This window comes from Paenibacillus arenosi, from assembly GCF_014841135.1.
Taxonomy (GTDB): domain Bacteria; phylum Bacillota; class Bacilli; order Paenibacillales; family Paenibacillaceae; genus Paenibacillus_B; species Paenibacillus_B arenosi.
The window spans coordinates 93,961-112,816 of sequence record NZ_JACYTN010000015.1 but is presented as its reverse complement, the minus strand read 5'-3'; the positions used below and the strand labels follow the sequence as shown (position 1 = coordinate 112,816).

The 18,856-nt window shown below is 45.3% G+C and carries 15 protein-coding genes; 11 read left to right on the top strand and 4 right to left on the bottom strand.

The window, feature by feature from the left end; translation table 11 throughout:
- Positions 1 to 132: 132 nt before the first annotated feature.
- Entirely contained in the window at positions 133 to 1,467 is a 1,335-nt protein-coding gene (locus tag IFO66_RS16285; RefSeq protein ID WP_225445822.1) for an NCS2 family permease, read from the bottom strand.
- A gap of 634 nt (positions 1,468 to 2,101) precedes the next feature.
- On the opposite strand from IFO66_RS16285, the gene pheS reads away from it, so the two are divergent.
- The 4 genes from pheS (at position 2,102) to IFO66_RS16265 (ending at position 9,956) form a co-directional block, all read left to right on the top strand.
- Positions 2,102 to 3,133, top strand: coding sequence for a phenylalanine--tRNA ligase subunit alpha (pheS, locus tag IFO66_RS16280; RefSeq protein WP_192026173.1), 1,032 nt, complete (start codon positions 2,102 to 2,104; stop codon positions 3,131 to 3,133).
- A gap of 32 nt (positions 3,134 to 3,165) precedes the next feature.
- Complete coding sequence (gene pheT / locus IFO66_RS16275) at positions 3,166 to 5,604, top strand: phenylalanine--tRNA ligase subunit beta (RefSeq protein WP_192026172.1); 2,439 nt, start codon at positions 3,166 to 3,168, stop codon at positions 5,602 to 5,604.
- Between the two features lie 334 nt (positions 5,605 to 5,938).
- On the top strand, positions 5,939 to 9,310 hold the full coding sequence (zapA, locus tag IFO66_RS16270; RefSeq protein WP_192026171.1) for a cell division protein ZapA: 3,372 nt from the start codon (positions 5,939 to 5,941) through the stop codon (positions 9,308 to 9,310).
- 25 nt (positions 9,311 to 9,335) lie between these two features.
- A complete protein-coding gene (locus IFO66_RS16265) occupies positions 9,336 to 9,956 on the top strand; it encodes a CvpA family protein (protein WP_192026170.1) in 621 nt (206 codons plus the stop codon).
- Positions 9,957 to 10,056: 100 nt separating this feature from the next.
- On the opposite strand, the gene IFO66_RS16260 is transcribed toward IFO66_RS16265, so the two are convergent.
- Both IFO66_RS16260 and IFO66_RS16255 read right to left on the bottom strand, forming a co-directional pair.
- Positions 10,057 to 10,416, bottom strand: coding sequence for a cupredoxin domain-containing protein (locus tag IFO66_RS16260; RefSeq protein WP_192026169.1), 360 nt, complete (start codon positions 10,414 to 10,416; stop codon positions 10,057 to 10,059).
- A 209-nt stretch (positions 10,417 to 10,625) separates the two neighbouring features.
- A complete protein-coding gene (locus IFO66_RS16255) occupies positions 10,626 to 10,988 on the bottom strand; it encodes a phage holin family protein (RefSeq protein WP_028593036.1) in 363 nt (120 codons plus the stop codon).
- A 153-nt stretch (positions 10,989 to 11,141) separates the two neighbouring features.
- On the opposite strand from IFO66_RS16255, the gene IFO66_RS16250 reads away from it, so the two are divergent.
- The 4 genes from IFO66_RS16250 (at position 11,142) to IFO66_RS16235 (ending at position 16,013) form a co-directional block, all read left to right on the top strand.
- Positions 11,142 to 13,502: an endonuclease MutS2 gene (locus tag IFO66_RS16250; protein ID WP_192026168.1), complete on the top strand. Its 2,361-nt coding sequence runs from the start codon at positions 11,142 to 11,144 to the stop codon at positions 13,500 to 13,502.
- A 37-nt stretch (positions 13,503 to 13,539) separates the two neighbouring features.
- Positions 13,540 to 13,962, top strand: coding sequence for a DUF350 domain-containing protein (locus IFO66_RS16245; RefSeq protein ID WP_192026167.1), 423 nt, complete (start codon positions 13,540 to 13,542; stop codon positions 13,960 to 13,962).
- A gap of 207 nt (positions 13,963 to 14,169) precedes the next feature.
- The gene (locus IFO66_RS16240; protein ID WP_192026166.1) at positions 14,170 to 14,727 is read left to right on the top strand and encodes a hypothetical protein; all 558 of its coding nucleotides are present in this window, start codon (positions 14,170 to 14,172) and stop codon (positions 14,725 to 14,727) included.
- A gap of 89 nt (positions 14,728 to 14,816) precedes the next feature.
- On the top strand, positions 14,817 to 16,013 hold the full coding sequence (locus tag IFO66_RS16235; protein WP_192026165.1) for an MFS transporter: 1,197 nt from the start codon (positions 14,817 to 14,819) through the stop codon (positions 16,011 to 16,013).
- A 51-nt stretch (positions 16,014 to 16,064) separates the two neighbouring features.
- Here the strand turns inward: IFO66_RS16235 and IFO66_RS16230 are convergent, their stop codons facing one another.
- Complete coding sequence (locus tag IFO66_RS16230) at positions 16,065 to 17,303, bottom strand: NAD(P)/FAD-dependent oxidoreductase (protein ID WP_192026164.1); 1,239 nt, start codon at positions 17,301 to 17,303, stop codon at positions 16,065 to 16,067.
- 84 nt (positions 17,304 to 17,387) lie between these two features.
- Between IFO66_RS16230 and IFO66_RS16225 the strand changes: the two genes are divergently transcribed.
- The 3 genes from IFO66_RS16225 to IFO66_RS16215 all read left to right on the top strand — a co-directional run bounded on the left by IFO66_RS16225 (position 17,388) and on the right by IFO66_RS16215 (position 18,851).
- Positions 17,388 to 17,630 (top strand): hypothetical protein, encoded by a 243-nt coding sequence (locus IFO66_RS16225; RefSeq protein ID WP_192026163.1) that lies wholly within the window; start codon positions 17,388 to 17,390, stop codon positions 17,628 to 17,630.
- Positions 17,631 to 17,708: 78 nt separating this feature from the next.
- A complete protein-coding gene (locus IFO66_RS16220) occupies positions 17,709 to 18,134 on the top strand; it encodes a spore coat protein (RefSeq protein WP_192026162.1) in 426 nt (141 codons plus the stop codon).
- A 216-nt stretch (positions 18,135 to 18,350) separates the two neighbouring features.
- Positions 18,351 to 18,851, top strand: coding sequence for an Lrp/AsnC family transcriptional regulator (locus IFO66_RS16215; protein WP_192026161.1), 501 nt, complete (start codon positions 18,351 to 18,353; stop codon positions 18,849 to 18,851).
- The last annotated feature ends 5 nt before the right edge of the window (positions 18,852 to 18,856 follow it).

The window sequence follows — 18,856 nt, the reverse complement described above, 5'->3', positions numbered from 1 at the left end:
AGGGCTGAGAAGTTTAGTTACTCGTTATGTAGAACTTTGTTAACCTTTTGGAACCGCCGTATGCGGACCCGCATGTACGGTGGTGTGAGAGGACGGGGGCTAGGCGCCCCCTCCTACTCGATTAACTTGAAATTACAAGGCCTGAAGCACAAAATGTGCAACAAACAGCAATGCAATGACATAGAACAACGGCTTCACTTCGCGAGCTTTGCCAGCTGCAACTTGGAAGAGTGCATAGCTGATAAAGCCGATTGCGATACCATCCACAATGCTGTGTAGCAATGGAATGAACGCAATAATGAAAAATGCCGGAAGTCCTACAGAGAATGGCTCGAACTTAATGTGCTTCACACTTGGCATCATCAGTCCGCCGATAAAGATCAAGATCGGCGCTACTGCTGGATCTGGTACAAGTGTAAGAACGGGCAGCGCAACCAAAGTAACTAGGAATAATGCTCCTGTAACGATTGAAGTTACGCCAGTGCGGCCTCCAGCTGAGATTCCTGCTGCTGTTTCGACTGTTGAAACGGTTGGGCTCGTGCCCAGTAATCCGCAAGTCAAAACAGAAATTGCATTTGCCTGCATCGCGCGATTGAATTGCTCAGGCTTGTTGATCATGTTCAAATGTGCGTTAATAAGTCCTACATTTTCGAACACGATTACGAGCGTTAAGGAGAACACACCAACTGCAAGTGCCGTTAGAGGCAAGTCTTGGAACGTGAACTGTCCGAATACATCAGCATAGCTTGCCCAAGAGAAGCCTTCCGTCGTTGCTGCAGCATCCGTTGAAACGGCGCCGAGCAAGTAGGCAAGCACCGTACCCGTAATCATTGCGATGAGCAAATGACCAGGGACGTTGCGAATAAACAAAATGCACGTGATCGCTAACGTGATTAACGTAACCAATGCTTCTGGTTCAGCGAAGCTGCGGAAGCTAATAATGGTAGCTTCGTTAGCAACGATGACGCCGCCTTTGTGAAGACCGATCAGAACGAGCATTAAGCCGATACCGACGGTAATCGCTTCTTGCAGCGAAGTAGGAATTGCGTTACGAATCTTGCCTGCTAGCGTTGTAAAGCTGATCGCAATAAAGCATAAGCCTGAAAGCACAACGATCGTTAGTGCTTGCTGCCAAGTCATTCCCATGCCTTGTACCAATGTGTAGGTAAACATTGCGTTGATACCCATACCTGGTACTAGGATGATCGGAACCTTAGCCCAGAATCCCATCAAGAAGCAGCCGACAGCGGATGCTAATACGGTTGCAATAATGCCTGCTTGCTGTGGAATGCCTGCGTCTGCCAATATTGATGCGTTGACGATAACGATATACACGATTGCGAAGAAGGAGACAATACCGGCTAAGCTCTCGCGCTTCCAGTCATCAACACTTAGTGTATGTTTAACTTGGGCGGTCGTAGCTTGGCCCTGTTTGTCGTCTTGCTTCTTTTGTTGTTGTTGGACCAATCTCATACCTGCTTTCCATCGTAGCCCCTCACCCTACCCTTTGCATATTAATAAAATATGAAAGATGACGCCGAATTATTATCCAAACCTAATCGACGCCATCGGTTATTATAGCATAATGTGATCATTTGTAATCAATTATTTCGCATAGGTTCAATAACGAAATATTGGAAGCGCTTAATCATATATAATGAGATACATAATGGGGCATACAATTGTTGCAAAAGTATATGCTATTCTATATAATATTTGAAATGTAAATAGTCGATATTCAACTGCCTTGAAAGAGATAAGTAGTCAGTACCGCTTGCCAGGGAGGATGCGCCATAGATTGAGAGCGTATCTGAAGCATGGGCTTACGAAATTCACTCTGGAGCAGGAGCTTGAACACATGAAGATGGCGATCATGATCGTTGTGTCTTGTCAGTAGAGTGTCCCGGATGCGGTCCGTTACAGCCGTTTTGAGTGAGAATGCCTATTTGATTCATTTTCCCACTGCTGGTAGGCAGTTGGCAATGGAGCGTTGACGGTATTTCTAATAAGGGTGGTACCACGGTCTTTCGTCCCTTCGGGATGGAAGGCCTTTTTGTGTTACCGGGTTGATTACAGATGAAAGATTGAAGGAGGATGTACCATGAAAGAGCGTTTGGAGGCGCTGCGCACAGAAGCGTTGGCAATGCTGGAGCAAGTGCAGGATGTGCAGCAATTGAACGATCTTCGCATTAAGTACCTAGGAAAAAAAGGTGCGCTTACAGAAATACTGCGCGGGATGGGTAGTCTTAGTGCAGAAGAGCGTCCAGTGATCGGTCAAGTGGCGAATGTCGTTCGCGATTCCATTGAGGGTCGTTTGCAGGAATTGCAAGAAGCGTTTATTCGTGAAGAAACAGAACGCAAGTTGCAAGCGGAAACGATTGATGTTACCTTGCCAGGACGTCCGATGGCACGCGGCAGCGTTCATCCATTGAGCAAAGTAACACAAGAGCTAGAAGATATTTTCATCGGCATGGGTTACCAAGTGGCAGAAGGTCCAGAAGTGGAGCAGGATTACTATAACTTCGAAGCGCTGAACTTGCCAAAAGATCACCCAGCTCGCGATATGCAGGATTCCTTCTATATTACAGAAGAACTGCTGATGCGTACGCAAACATCTCCTGTTCAGGTGCGCACAATGGAATTGATGAACGGCAAGCCGGTTAAAGTGGTATGCCCGGGACGTGTTTATCGTCGTGATGATGACGATGCAACACATTCCTTCATGTTCCATCAGATCGAAGGATTGGTCATCGATCGTAATATCCGTATGAGTGACTTGAAGGGAACATTGCTTCAATTTGTAAAAGAAATGTTCGGTTCTCATATGCAAATTCGCCTGCGTCCAAGCTTCTTCCCGTTCACAGAACCGAGCGTTGAAGTTGACGTAACTTGCGTACAGTGCAAAGGTAACGGATGCAGAATGTGTAAGCAAACGGGCTGGTTGGAAATTCTCGGCTGCGGCATGGTTCATCCAAAAGTGTTGGAAATGGGCGGCTATGACCCTGAAGAGTACTCTGGTTTTGCTTTCGGTATGGGTATCGAGCGTATTGCGCTCTTGAAGTACGGCATTGATGATATTCGCCATTTCTATACGAATGATGTCCGATTCTTACAGCAGTTCGACCGCATGTAAGCGACGGTAATGAAGAAGGAAGGGGACCAACGATGAACGTATCCTATCAATGGTTATCTCAATATATAGATGTATCTGGCGTTAGCGCCGATGAATTAGCAGAACGTATTACGCGTGCTGGTATCGAAATTGATGTTGTACAGAACCGTAATCAAGGTTTGGATCATATTGTAGTCGGCTATGTTGTATCTCGTGAGAAACATCCAGATGCAGATAAGCTGAATGTATGTAAAGTAGACGTAGGTGCAGAAGAGCATGTACAAATCGTATGCGGCGCAGCGAACGTGGACGCAGGACAGCATGTTCCTGTAGCTCAAATCGGCGCTGTTATGCCAGGTGGTATGAAGATCAAACGTGCCAAGCTTCGTGGTGTAGAATCCCAAGGGATGATCTGTTCCGCTAAAGAGCTTGGCTTGAATGACAAATTGCTGCCGAAGCATATGCAAGAGGGTATTCTTGTATTGCCTTCAGATTTGACAATTGGTACTCTAATTGCAGATGTGTTGGATCTAAATGATCATGTAATGGAATTTGACTTGACGCCGAATCGTTCGGACTGCTTGAGTATGATTGGTGCTGCTTATGAAGTTGGTGCGATTTTGAATCGTCCTGTAGCATTGCCGACGACTTCTGTTGAAGAAACAGGTGAAGCAGCTTCCGAGAAGATTCGCGTAAATATTAGTGCGGGTCACGCTTGCAGCCTTTATACAGCTCGTTATGTGAAGGGTGTTAAAGTAGGTCAATCTCCACTGTGGTTGCAAAATCGTTTGCTTGCTGCAGGCGTAAGACCAATCAACAATATCGTCGACGTAACGAATTTCGTTATGCTTGAGTACGGTCAGCCATTACATGCTTTTGATGCAGCTCAAATTGCTGGCAGCAGCATCGACGTTCGTATGGCTCGTGAAGGCGAAACACTTGTTACGCTTGATGGCCAAGAGCGCAAGTTGGAGCCGCATATGCTCGTGATCGCAGACGCGGAGAAAGCAATTGCACTTGCTGGTGTTATGGGCGGCGAGAACTCCGAAGTAACGGAATCCACGGTAGATATCGTGCTTGAATCCGCGAAGTTCGATGGTGGTATCGTACGCAAGACGTCCAGACAATTGGGTCTTCGCTCAGAAGCATCACTTCGCTTTGAGAAGAGTGTCAACCTTGAGCATGTTGTGCCGGCGATTGACCGTGCAGCAGAGCTTATTCGCACAATTGCAGGTGGAACGGTTGCAAGTGGTGTCGTACAGCAGCAAGTAGGTACACATGAGCGTAAAGTCGTTCGTCTATCTTTGGAAAAAACGAATCGCATGCTTGGTACGTCTTTAACAGCTGTTGAGGTACAGTCTATTTTGGAGCGTCTTGTGTTTGATGTTAAGTCCGTTGAAGAAGGTGTGTTTGAAGTAACAGTACCTTCTCGTCGCGGTGATATTACGCTCGATGTAGATCTAATTGAAGAAGTAGCTCGTCTATTCGGCTATGATAACATCCCAACAACACCAATCGAAGGCGCAACGACGCCAGGCAGCTTGACGAAGTCGCAGCGCGTTCGTCGTGCGATTCGCCGTTTGCTGACGGATGGCGGCTTGCATGAGGCCTTGACGTATTCCTTCACGCATCCAGAAGAGACGAAGCTGTTCCCTGCATTGGCAGGGAATGCGAAGCCGATTGCACTTGCAATGCCGATGAGTGAAGATCGCAGCGTGCTGCGCACAAGCTTGATTCCAAGCTTGCTAGACGTAGCTACGCACAACCGCAATCGCAAGCAAGAAGATGTTCATTTGTTCGAAATGAGCAGCTTGTACTTGACGGAAGAGTCTGAGTTGACGAAGCAGCCAGAAGAGAAGCTAGTATTGGCTGTTCTTCTTACGGGCAATCGTCAGCAAGCTCAATGGAATGTGAAGCCTGAAGCGGTTGATTTCTTTGATCTAAAAGGTATCGTAGACAGTGTGGTTAGCTACCTTGGCCTTAGCGGTCGCGTACGTTATGAAGCAAACCGTCCTGTTGGTTACCACCCAGGTCGCTCCGCATCGTTGTACTTGAAGACGAACGATGGAGAGCAGTTGCTTGGAACGCTTGGTCAGATTCATCCTGACTTGCAGCGCAGTAAGGATCTTGCGGATACGTTCGTGGCTGAGTTGGAGATCGAAGCTTTAGTTGCTCAAGCAGACTTCACGATCGAATACAAAACGCTGCCGCGCTTCCCATCCGTAGAGCGTGATCTAGCTATCGTAATGGATCGTCAAGCTGAAATGGGACGCATCCTAGATCAAGCTACTGCTGCTGCAGATTCATGGTTGGAATCGATTCGCGTATTTGATGTGTATACAGGAGATCGCATTGCAAGCGACAAGAAGAGCGTTGCCATTTCTCTCGTATACCGTCATCCTGAGCGTACGTTTACAGATGAGGAAATTACAGAGATTCATGGTCGTGTCATTGCAGCGATTGAAGCTGAAGGCGCTGAGCTTCGTAAATAATACAACCAACAAATCCTATTAATTGAATAATTTGAAAATAATAAAGAACCTATTTGTCATCCGGAGAATTTCGGTATGGCGAATAGGTTCTTTTTGAATTTGACCATTATCTTCGAAAGGTGCTAAACTTCACGGAAAGCCCTTTTGCAGCAGGAGATAGGTGTGTCTATATCGAAATAGTTGCAAACGCTATTTTACAGCGTGCATTTCTGTGCTTGGGTGAAGCAAATTTTACATATTCGCAGCAGTTCCTACAATATTTGTTAGGATGTTAGATGCCAAGCGCAATCGCAATCATGCTGCAGTTAGCGGAATGGAATTGAAGGAGGACGTTATGATGACGTCAAATGATAAGCACCGGGTAACCGTTGAAATATATGGAACACAGTATAAATTAGCAGGTACAACAAGTAAAGAATATATGCGTAATATTGCCGACTATGTGGATGAGCGGATGCGGACCATCGCGGAAGGTAACCCAAGATTGGACATTCCAAGAATTGCGGTGTTGTCTGCTGTACATATAGCGGAAGAAATTCAACGTATTAAAGATCAGGAGCAGCAGCTTGTTGATGCAATCGAAGTGACAGATGCAGAGAAGCAACGACTGGAGCAGTCTTTAAAGCGCACCGAGACGGAATTGAAACAGCAGCTGGAGCTGTTGGAGAAAAAAGTTGCCGATGAGAAGAGTGCTGCTTCTAAGCTGATGCAAGTAGAGCAGGATAAGTATGCCAAGCAATTGCAAGTAGAACGGGAAAACGCTGCGAAGCGAACTAAGGATGAGCAGGACAAGCATGCTAAGTTGCTCAGGGATGAACAGGATAAGCATGCTAAGATTTTGCAAGCGGAGCAGGACAAAACTGCAAAGCAGCTGCAAATGGAGAAGAATAACTATGCAGCACAAATCCAAACGGAGCGCGACAAACTTAATAAGCATGTGAAACAGCAGCAGCTTGATAAAGAAAGCCATGCTAAGGAAGTAGCTGAGCTGCGCAAGCAAGTAGATATGACGAATCAATCTGTTAGACAGCTCAGAGAAGAACGCAAACTTGTTGATAGCAAGTATGCCAAGCTTCAAGAGCAGCTTAAGGAAGTCGAGGGCAAGCTTCAAGCTGCGCGTAATGGCGAGCAAGAGATGAAGCGTCGTCTTGAGCTTGCGGAACAGCAGGTAAGCGCAGCGGTCGAGGCAGCGGAGCAACTGCGTCAACAGCATGCGGAAGAACTGCAAGAGCGTGTTCACGCAGTTTCGACAGAACGGGATGAGCAGCTCGCGCTATTGAAAGAGGAGCATGAATTTGTAGAGACAACGCTTAAACAAGAGCATGAACAGCTGCTAACGATTCTTCAGCAAGAGCATGAACAAGAATTATCCAAGCTTAAGGTAAAGCATGATCAAGAGAAGCAGGAATTAACAAATAAATGGGAGCAACGCTGCTCTTCTTTAGAGGAAGATCGTACGAAGTTTCAAGAAGAGTTATTGCAGTCCAAGGAAGAACAGCAAGAGCTGCTAGAGCTTATGCAACTGGAGCATCAGGATGTGATTGCAGCAGCTGAAGAGAAGCGTCAAACGGCAGAAGCTGCCTTGATTCAGCAGCATGAAGCAGCGTTGAATCGACTTCGTGAAGAGCTGGAAGGCAATCAGGCAGCTATGTCTGACGAACATCAGGCTGCGATTGCAGCTCTACGTGATGAGCACACAGCGGCAGCTGAATTAGCACGCTTGAAACATGATGATGAGCTTCAACAATTGCTGCTTCAACATGAAGATGAGTTGGAACAGCTGAGCGGCCGACATGAGCAAAGCATAACTGATATTCGCAATCAGCTGGAAACGAAGCTCGAAGAAGCTCTAGATGAGCATGTAACGGTTGTTTCTAGCTTGGAGCATCAATTGGAGTCGGAGCGTGCGGAATGGGAACAGAAGCTTCACCATGAGCAATCCCAGTCGGAGCAGCAATTGACGGTTGAGCGCTCTCAATGGGAACAGAAATTGTCGGATGAGCGTTCAGAGTGGGAAGCGCGATTGTCGAATGAGCGAGCGGATTGGGAGCAGCAATTGTCGAGTGAACGGACAGAATGGGCGGAGCAGCTATCCAGCGAGCGATCTGAATGGGAAGAAAAGTTGGCTGGTGAAAGTTCGACATGGGAACAGAAACTAGCAAATGTAATTTTGGATTGGGAACAAAAATGGACAAACAATAACACGCAATGGGAAGAGCAGTTGCATGCAGAACGAGCAGAGTGGGAGCAGAAGCGCCAGCAAGAGCAGGCGGAGATGCAATCCGAATGGCAAGCTCAGCAAGTTCATTATGAGCAAGAGGTTGCACAGTGCAAACAATCCCATCTTGCGGAGCAAGAGTCCCTTATAGAGCAATTTGAGCAGCTGCAAGCTGAGAAAACGAAAAGCGAGGCACGAACTCGTCAACTCGAAGGTCATTTGAAGCGGGCAGAAGAGCTTGATCGCGCGCGACAAGTTGAGATGGAACGTCTTATTTGTACAAGAGACGAAGCCCTGCAAGGGGTTGCTGATGTGCAAGGGACGCTAGAACAAGTTCAGGGTGAACTGCTCCAGCAGAGACAATTGCTTGAAGAGAATTCTCAGCATAAAGATGCGTTAGAGGTTGAACTGGGGCAAGTGCGTGAGCAGCGTACCGAATTGGAGCAGCAATACGAAGCTTCAGTCGAGCAAGTTGAACGATTGGATGCACAGGTGAAGGAACTTAAACGAGTTGATGAAGAAGGGCAAGAGCTTCGTCAAGTTTTAGAAGAGCAATTACACCAGCTGCGTCAGTCTGAGATGAAGCTGGTGGAAGAGGTAGAATCGGTTCGGACAGAGGCGGCGGCAGCAGTGGAAGCACTAGCAGAAGAGCAAGCTGCACGTATGGAGGCAGAGCGTGAAACGAATGAAAAGTACGAGTGCCTTCGACAGCAGCTGGATTCTAGACTACGTAAGAGTGCGCGTGAGCTGGAGGAGAAAATGTCAGGTAACCTCCGCTCTGTTATTGCTGAACGAAATGCATTGTCAACCAATCTATCTGATCTTAAGCGACAATATAAGCAAGCTACAGAACAGCTTACTAAGCAGGAGAAAGAACTAGACTTGCTGCGAGCACAGTCTGACGGTCACGCTCAAGAGGTGGAACTGGCAGTTCAGCAGTTGGCTGAATATCGAGCGGATACAGAGGAACGTCAATCGAAACTACAAGTAGAAAATGAGCAGCAGATAATCGAACTACGAGCGTCTGTTGAGCGTATAACAGAGCAAACCCGGGTACAGCAGCAATCGTTGAACCAGCAGTGGTTGGATCAAGAACATGCATGGAAGCTTGATCAAGACAAGCTCAACGCGGAATTGGAGCTGCTGCGTGAACAAGTAGCTATACAGCAAACTTGGGAACAAGAGAAAGCTGAATTAATAGCTCAACTGCAAGAGCAACGAGAAGCAGCAGCTGAGGCTGCAACTGCGGTGGAGGCGTTGAAAGAAGCGGCGGACAGCGCAACGACCAATGTATCTACGCTTCGTGATGAGGAGACTGCTATGATGCAGGAACAGTTTGAGCTGCTCTCCCATCAATTCCGTCTTGCCCAGATCGAGCGTGAAATGGAACAGAACAAAGCTCGCCAAGTACAGGGAGAGTTGGATTCTTTGCAGGAGGAGTATGGAAAGCTGAAGAGTGAATTTAACGAATGGTTGGAAATGATGTAACGTCTGACAGAAAGGTACTACAAGTATGTGGACAGACTGGTTACAGACTTCTAATACTGTCGGTGTAGCTCTGATGCTGAAAGTGGGTCCATGGAATAGTTTAGACCTCCTTTTGACTATCATTGTTGTTGTGTTCGGTCTTATTGGTGCCGTTCGTGGATTCAAAGCAAAAGCACTATCGTTGTTAGGCTGGCTTATTGCCTTTATCGTGGCTTCACGTACGTATGAATACTTAATACCATGGGTGCGCAAACAACTATTTGGAGTACGTACTTCAACTATTGATGAAGGGGCAGTCGGGATAGATGGGCTGCAATCTGCTCAGCAATACGGTGAACAGATGCTGCATGCTGGACTTTCGTTTGGGATTATGTTTGGCTTTACTTGGATTGGATTGTTGCTACTAAAGTATTTTGTTGCTCGAATGTCGCATGTTCGATCCGTCCGTGTCTTAGATCGCTTAGGCGGAGCATTTATTGGCGTCATGCAGTTTTTTATCGTATGGGGAATCGGGTATGTGCTCTTAAAAAGTTGGCCGCAGCCTTTAGTTCGTCAGGTCATTGAGCAATCCCAATGGGCAATCAAAACGAGTGAATGGCTACCTACTGTTATTGCTGAGTCCATACGTTGGGCACAATGGTTATAGAAGTTAGTTTGAAAAAAGCTGCGTATTATGGACAAAGCCGCCGTGCCGAAAAAAATCGGAGCATGGCGGCTGCTTTGGCGTGTATATGTACTCGATTGTTCTATTCTACAATTAAGGTTGCTTTCATGTCTTTGTGCCCTAGTCCGCATGCGATGCTGCACTCAAACGTATAAGTACCAGCCGTAGGAGTGATGACTTGATTTGGATTTGTTGGATCCAGCGATAAATCCAATTTATCAATAGTAATGCCGTGATTACCGGTTGATTCGAGGCTGAATTGTATAGGTTGATTTCCTTTTACACGATATTCAGTTTGGTCAAACTTATAGTCTGATGCTTTTATGATCAGTTTAACATCAGCAGTTTGCTGCTCTTGATTTGCTTTTTCCGTACCGCAAGCTGACAAGATAAAGACTACCATGATACCGGCAGCACAAACGAGTGCTATTCGTCTTAACATAAAAGTTCTCCCTTCCTCACTTGCTCCAACAGTGGTTACTTGTTACTGCTTAGATGCTTAGTGCTGTTGGATGGGTGGCATACTTACATTTTCATAAGTATACGTTGTGAGGAAGGGATATTTTGTCATGATTTGTTGCCTGTTATGAACATTATGTGAACAAAGTATGCATGCGCTGCCTGCATTTTAAAATTGCATCGCATGTTGCGTTATTTGGTTTCTTTGCTGCGTCCAGCTTCGTACGGTGTAGCAACTGGAATGAACAGGTCAATCAATCCAATCACAAGTGCTGCAATTAATGCGCCGAATATCGACACGGATACACCGCCGACAAAGAACTGAGCGACATAGATGATGAGCGCACTGACTAGAAAGCCGACTATGCCTCTGCCAAATGGAGTAACGCGGCCGCCAAAGATAGCCTCTGCAACCCATCCCAGTATGGCAATAGCAAGGGCCAAGAATAGGGCACTCCAGAAACCGCCAACGGAGAAGGCTGGTACGAGCCACGCCGTAACCATAATAACAAAGGCAGCTACGATAAATCGAACGATGTGACCTAAAATACTCATGTGGGAATCCTCCTTTTTCGTTTATAAAGGGTACAGATTGTGCAACAATTAGTGTAACCACATCTGTCATCTTCATGATGACAACATTTGACAGCATCGCCTTCATCCATGAGATAGGATATAATGAGAAACCGAGAGGAGTCGTGACTTCGATTGGATACCAAAATATTTAAAACTTTAGAATATACCAAAATCACGCAAAGCTTGTCGCAATATACTGCTACAGATCTTGGAGAAGAACTGGCGCTTAATTTGCAGCCAAGTTCGGATCTGGAAGAAGTAAAACGCAGTCTGCAAGCTACAGATGAGGCTTATACCGTAGACCGTCTTAAGGGGGGCGCACCGTTATCAGGTGTGAAAAATATTCGCCCTGCCCTGCAGCGAGCTCGTATCGGTGCGATCCTGAATGCACTGGAGCTATGGGAAATATCAGCGTTAACGAATGCGGGACGCCGCATGAATCGATATGTGAATAGTGTGCACGAAGATCACCCAGTGCCTTTATTGAATCAGCTTGTCGATTCGATCAGTGATCAGAAGGCGCTAGAAGATGATATTCGTCAATGCGTCGATAATCAAGGAGATGTCCTTGATCAGGCAAGTGCTGAGCTTGCAACGATTAGACGTGAGCTTCGTATTGGAGAGACGCGAATTCGTGAGAAGCTGGAATCCATGATTCGTTCCCAGAGTACAGCCAAAATGCTTCAAGACCAACTCGTTACAATCCGTAATGACCGTTATGTAATACCGGTTAAGCAAGAATATCGTGGTCATTTTGGCGGCATTGTTCATGATCAGTCTAGTTCAGGAGCTACTTTATTTATCGAACCAGAAGCTATCGTGACTATGAACAACAAGCTTAGAGAAACGAAGATGCAAGAAGATCGTGAAGTGGAACGTATATTGTCCCGATTAACGGATCGAGTCGGTGAACAAGTTGATCTGCTTATGTATGACACGGACACGATTGCATTACTGGACTTTATTTTTGCCAAAGCTCGTTATGCTCATGAATCCAAGTCGGTTTTACCGATTATGAATGATCGTGGCTATATCAAGTTGAAGCGGGGCAGACATCCGCTTATTTCACGAGAGATCGTCGTGCCGACGGATATCGAATTGGGCAATGACTACACAACCATTATCGTAACAGGTCCTAACACAGGCGGTAAGACAGTCAGCTTGAAAACAGTTGGGCTGTTGAGCTTAATGGCGATGTCAGGTCTATTCATACCTGCTAATGAAGGTAGTCAAATGTGTGTATTCGACGCGATTTATGCTGATATCGGTGATGAACAGAGTATTGAACAGAGCTTGAGTACCTTCTCAAGCCATCTTACGAATATTATCCGCATCTTGAAGCAAATGACACCGAAAAGTCTCGTGCTGATGGATGAATTAGGTGCAGGTACTGACCCTGCTGAAGGCTCAGCATTGGCAATCGCTTTATTGGAGCATATGCATCGCATGGGCTGTCGTATCGTAGCAACAACGCATTACTCGGAGCTAAAGGCGTATGCGTATGAACGTAAAGGCATTATTAATGCTAGTATGGAATTTGATGTGCAGACGCTTCGACCAACGTATCGACTATTAATTGGGGTGCCTGGACGTAGTAATGCGTTTGCTATTGCGGAGCGCCTAGGTCTACCTTCTTCCATTATTGAGCATGCGAAGGGTGAAGTTACGGAAGAAGATTTGAGGATTGAAACGATGATTGCTTCTTTGGAGCAGAACCGTTTGCGTGCAGAAGAAGAGCGACATTCAGCTGAGCAGCTTCGTCGTAACAACGAAGCTTTACGAGGAGAACTTGAAGCTGAACGAGCTAAATATGAAGCGGAACGTGAGAAACGAATCGAACGTGCCGAAGATGAAGCTCGTGCAATTGTGGACAAAGCAAGAAAAGAAGCAGAGGTAGCGATCGAGGAACTGCGCAAGTTAGCGCAGGAAGGCGCGAAGCTGCAAGATCATCGGATGACGGAAGCTCGCAAGAAACTGGATGAAGCAGCTCCTGCTAAGAAGCTTGGCGTCCAGAACAAGCAAGCGAAGGCACCGCGTGAAATTGGACCTGGCGATGAAGTTAGAGTATACAGCCTAAACCAAAAAGGTCATGTGGTGGAAATGGCTGGTGCTACTGAAGCAATTGTTCAACTTGGCATTATGAAAATGAAAGTTCGTAAAGACGATCTTGAACTAATTGCAGCTGCAAAGCCGATGGAGTATGAGAAGCAGAAATCAGGCTCCAAAGTGAAACGATCCCGAGATGAGCATGTTCGTTCTGAACTTGATCTACGCGGAGAAAATGTAGAGGAAGCCATTATTGAAGTGGATCGCTTCCTAGACGAGGCTTTGCTCAGTAATCTTGGACAGGTGTATATCATTCACGGCATGGGCACAGGCGTACTTCGTACGGGAGTACAAGAGTTCCTACGCAGGCATAGACATGTAAAAAGCTTCCGACTTGGTCAATATGGTGAAGGCGGAGCTGGCGTTACGGTAGCAGAATTGAAATAGAGGAAAGTAAAGAGTAACAGTACAGAGGATGAAGAACATGGAAACGCTAGTTGGAGAGTGGTTGTTAAACCCGTACTTTAAGATGCTCGCCTATTTCTCGGTAGCTTGCTTGGCGCTTATTGTTCTGCTCGTATTGTTTGAAGCGGTCACACGCTATAAATGCTGGGATGAGATCAAACGCGGTAATATGAGCGTGGCAATGGCAACGGGTGGAAAAATATTTGGGATATGCAACATTTTTCGTTTTGGCATCCAATCCTATGATTCGCTGTATACGTCACTACAGTGGGCTGTACTAGGATATGTTTTATTGCTTTCGGCTTACTTTTTGTTTGGATTTTTGATGCCATTTTTTAAGCTTGATGAAGAAATTGAACGAGATAACCGTGCAGTCGGATTTCTTGCGATGGTTATATCCATTTCACTGTCTTACATTATCGGGGCAAGCTTGGAAACCTAATGATTTCGATCTGAATGGCAGATGGTGAACGAAAAGGGAGGTTGCCGAGATGAAATATTTATGGGGAACATTATTCGCCCTTGCGGCGCTCTTTTTGGCAATTGGTATTTATTATTGGATTGAGTATGCTTAACATAAACAGGTTGTTGAAGGACTGCTATAAGCTTTTATTTGCAGTGCTTAAGCAAGAGAGGCAGGTAAAGAAATATGTCAACACAAGTATGTCCGTGGTGTGATACGGAAATTGTATGGGATGAAGTGCTAGGACCAGAAGAGGAATGCCCGCATTGTATGAATGAGCTTAATGCTTATCGTTCTCTTTCCGTTGATTTAGAAATTGATGAGGATGACAAGAGGCTTCGTAGAATGGAAGCTGAGGAAAATGGAACAGTTAGTGAGGATGACAAGGGCTGGTCTAATTTCGGTTGGGATGAAGACAATATGCAATGGGGAAGTCCTGATAAACTGAAGCTTCAAGAAAGCGCGGATAAATTGATTCACCATCAAGCTGATGTGCCAGAATGTTCGCATTGTCGCGAATACATGCTGCTGACAGGGCAAGAAACAGTAGCGAGCAGCTCCTTTGAGCCGCATGTGCACGAAGGAATGAGTCAGCCGTTGTTAACGGCTCCATTTAAGTTAGATGTATATGTTTGTACGTCATGCTTCCATGTACAACGCATGTTGAATCATACAGGACGTGAAGCAGTGACTGTAAAATTGCAAGCAATGAGCGACTTAGAAGCAAACAACGAAAAGGTGTAAACTACCTTAAGCTTGTTGTTCATGGGCGTTCCCCCTTCAGGGTATGTTATAAGTAACGTACTTAGCAGCTGTGAAGGGGGAAGTAACTCATGCCAACAACACAGTGGGACAACCAGACCAAACTGCTGTTTGCTGTATATAGTTTGTTTGCGTTGGCTAACGCATGCTCCGGCACATATGTAAATATATACTTATGGAAAATGAAACCCGATTACGCGCTCATTGGATGGTTTGCTCTTGTTCAGCAGCTATCCCTGGGCGCGGTCTTCTTATTAGGGGGTAAATGGGTTAAAGAAAAAAATAAAATGATTTGGCTGAGGGCGGGTATGGTCCTATCGGGCGCATTTTACACGTTAGTACTTGTGTTGGGAGAATATACGATACATTGCGTTGAATTGCTTGGTATCGTACTTGGAGCTTCGTTAGGCTGCTTTTGGCTATCCTATAACGTCATTTATTTTGAAGTAACTAATGCATCTACACGCGATTCGTATAATGGTGGAGCGGGGATTGTGGCTTCTTCTTGTACGATGATAGCGCCTTGGCTGTCTGGATTAGTCATCACTACGTATGGATCAACAGGTTATACAATTATGTTCAGTGTATCGTTGTTTATTTTTGCCTGCGGTATCTTGTTAAGTTTCAAGCTGTCGAAAAGACCACCGGGTGCTGCATTCGATTGGAGCGTTCCACTTCATTCGTTACGTGACAAGCATAATTCATGGAGATCCGTATTTTTCGCGATGATGGCACAAGGTTTAAGAGACGGTGTGTATATGTTTCTCATTGGATTGCTAGTATATATAGCGACTAGTAATGAGTTGAAGCTTGGCACCTATACGATGCTTACTTCCTTTGCTTCATTAATCGTATTCTATGTCGTTGGAAAATGGTTGTCAGGCGTGTGGCGTGCTAGGACGATGATGATTGGAACCATTTGCATGGGAGCTGCTGTAGTTCCTTTACTGTTCGGTGTCAATTATATTAGCTTGTTACTATATGGATTGATTATGTCCTCTTTTTCACCATTATTTATCGTTCCGATGACTTCTTCTGTCTTTGATTTGATGGGTAGGGATGATGAAGCAGCAAAAAACCGGGTCGAGCTGACGATACTGCGGGAATGTGGACTTTGCTTGGGGCGAATACTGAGTATTACGATGTTCATTGGTGTCGTATGGTGGTCGCAACAATCTTGGGTAATTATTTTATATTTAGCTGTTATCGGATGTATGCCTTTGGTCAGTTCATTGTTAATGAGGCCACTTATCGTAACAAAATCATAATTCTAATTATAGAAAATGGCTCCTTTGTCAAAGGAGCCATTTCTATTACACTCAATGAGGAGGCGAAGGGTGGTTGGAGCGTTGGAACGTGAACAGATCTGCATCAGGGTGTGTTCCATTTTCGACTAGGTCAATGATCATGCTTGCAGCAATGGAGCTATACACAGTACCATTACCTCCATACACTTCAATAAAAGTGCAATTCGAATATTTGGGATGTGGTCCGATCATAGGATATCCATCGTGAGTGGAGCCAAACAAGGCGGCCCATTCATATTCGGCTTCAATAGGAGCGATGTCTGGAAATAGCTGTTCAATTTCTTGGACTAGCTGTTTCGATTTGTTAGGAAGCATTCGATTTCGTTCTTCAATAATGGTCGTGTTTTCATCCAAGCCACCCGCTACGATGCGATTATCTGGTGTTGTCCGCATATACAAATAAGGTCTTGCTGTTTCCCATATGAGCATTCGTTTATGCCATAGCTGCTCTAGATTTGGAATTGGTTGCGTAACGATTGCAAAGGTGCTTTCCATCACAGCATTTCGATCATGCTTCATCTCTTGTGTTTCATAGCCCGTAGCAAACACAGCATGCCGCGCCTTAATATGATGGCCTTGGTCTGTGTATAAAATAATTTCATTTGGTTGCTCAGATTGATGGCGCAGAATACGTGTGTGCTCAAATATGCGAAGGTTGTATTTCGCAACGGAAGTTTCCAACAAGGCATGTACCATTTTAAATGGATTTACTTCTGCATCGCCATGTGTAAGTAAGGCAGCAGGCTTTGTAAATCCAAAATGCTGCTGTATTTTTTCTTTATCCCACCATTCAACAGTAAATCCGTAATGAGTCAAAGTGTTAAACTCTTGTTCCAGTATAGGCACATCTTCTTCTGTACTGGCATAGTACAAACTGCTTCGCTCGTAAAGCTCAGGATCCGTAATTAAATCTTGTCTGATGTCAAATAAACGCTGCACAGCTTGCTTGCACAAAGTATAAAATCGCACGCCACTTTCTTGGCCGAAAGTATGTATGCATGCGGTCAGCATCTTATCATTGCAAAATTGAAGTAGCCCTGTATTCGCGCAAGTACTACCCGTTCCTATACTCCGTTTGTCAACAACAATCGTTCGGTAGCCTTGGCGACTTAATTCGTAGGCAGTAAGTGCTCCGCTCATTCCTCCTCCAACAACGACGATGTCACACTGCTCATCCTGGCTTATAGGGGGATATGTGCTTATTTGCTCCAACGTCACAGGCCAAGCTAACGAACCGGCCTTCAGATCCATCCTCATTCTCTCCTTTCGCTCTACATATTTCCCTGTTAAATCGCTCATAATACACAAAAGAATGATGAGAAAGGAGAAATAAGGATGACTCATTTCGGAGGCCAGATGCAGCCTTTAACGAGCAAGGAATTGGAATATGTAGTGGATTGCTTAACGAATGAAGATTTGCTGTTGAAGCAATGTGCCGCTGCAGCTTCACAAACATCGAATCAGGCTGTTTATCAATTTTTGACGCAGGAAGCTAACGCACATCAGCAGCACTATAACATGCTCCATGAATCGCTACAACAGCATGTACAGCTGGCTCCAACACAGCCTCAAGCATAGATTGTCTCAACGTTTGCGTTTATGGTGATGAACGACCTGTATTAGACTAACTACTATTGCGGAAAAGGACTTGGTTATATGCCACATGCATCTCAACAATTTTTGCCGGATAAAGATTTGCTCTATACGATACTGGCAGATCTCAAGCGAACCGTCAGAGAGTACACAACGGCAGCGACAGAGGCGAATTGTGTAGCTGTGCGTCAATTGTTTACGGATTTAACGAATCGAACATTGACGCTGCAAGGTAATTTGTATTATTTCATGTCGCAACACAATATGTACGAGGCACCTTCTCCAGTGCAGCAAAAAGAAGTCCAGAAGCAACTGCAATCAAGTCAAAAAATGCTGCAGCAGACAAGTCAGCTTGTCAAACAGAAGTTTGCACACCCTGCGCATACGCAGCAGCATGGACAACAGCAGCAAGCTTCGCATGGCCATCATGCCGCTTACTATGCTCCGTATGGTGCGCATGTGCATAACCCATACTATACGCAGCAATAAGCGGAAACGATTGAAATACTCCCAATCTTATGATTTAAGTTACAAAATGTGGCTTAATTACAAGATGGGGGTATTTTTTATATAAAAGTATGTATATCTCTCGGATCGCTGTTGGCAATAAGTTGTATTGGGTGTATCATAATTTCATATCACGACTAACGATGCACGGTCCGTTTACTAAGTTAAAGCGCCGCAGCATCGCGGGAGGATCAAGAGATGAAAGAGCTAAGCGAATTAAAGGTAAACATTTTACAGCTGTTGAAGGAAGATGCGCGTCGTTCTTCTGACCTGATCGCAACTTTGTTAGGTGTGCAAGAAGAAGAAGTTCGCACGGCGATCAAGGAATTGGAAGATGATCATGTTATCGTGAAATACGCCACTGTAGTGAACTGGAGTAAGGTGGAAGAGGAAAAGGTTACTGCACTTATAGAAGTTCAAATTACGCCTGAACGTGGGCGTGGCTTTGATAGCATTGCCGAACGCATCTATTTGTTCCCGCAAGTGAAGTCTGTTTATTTAATGTCTGGCGCTTATGACCTGCTTGTTGAGGTTGAAGGTAGGCACTTAAGAGAAGTTGCTTCTTTTGTATCTGATAAGTTATCACCGATTGAGGCTGTTCTTTCGACCAAGACACATTTTATTCTCAAAAAATACAAGCAGGATGGAATTATCTTCGAAGAGCATGAGGAAGATCACCGTCTCGCTATTTCTCCGTGAGGTGA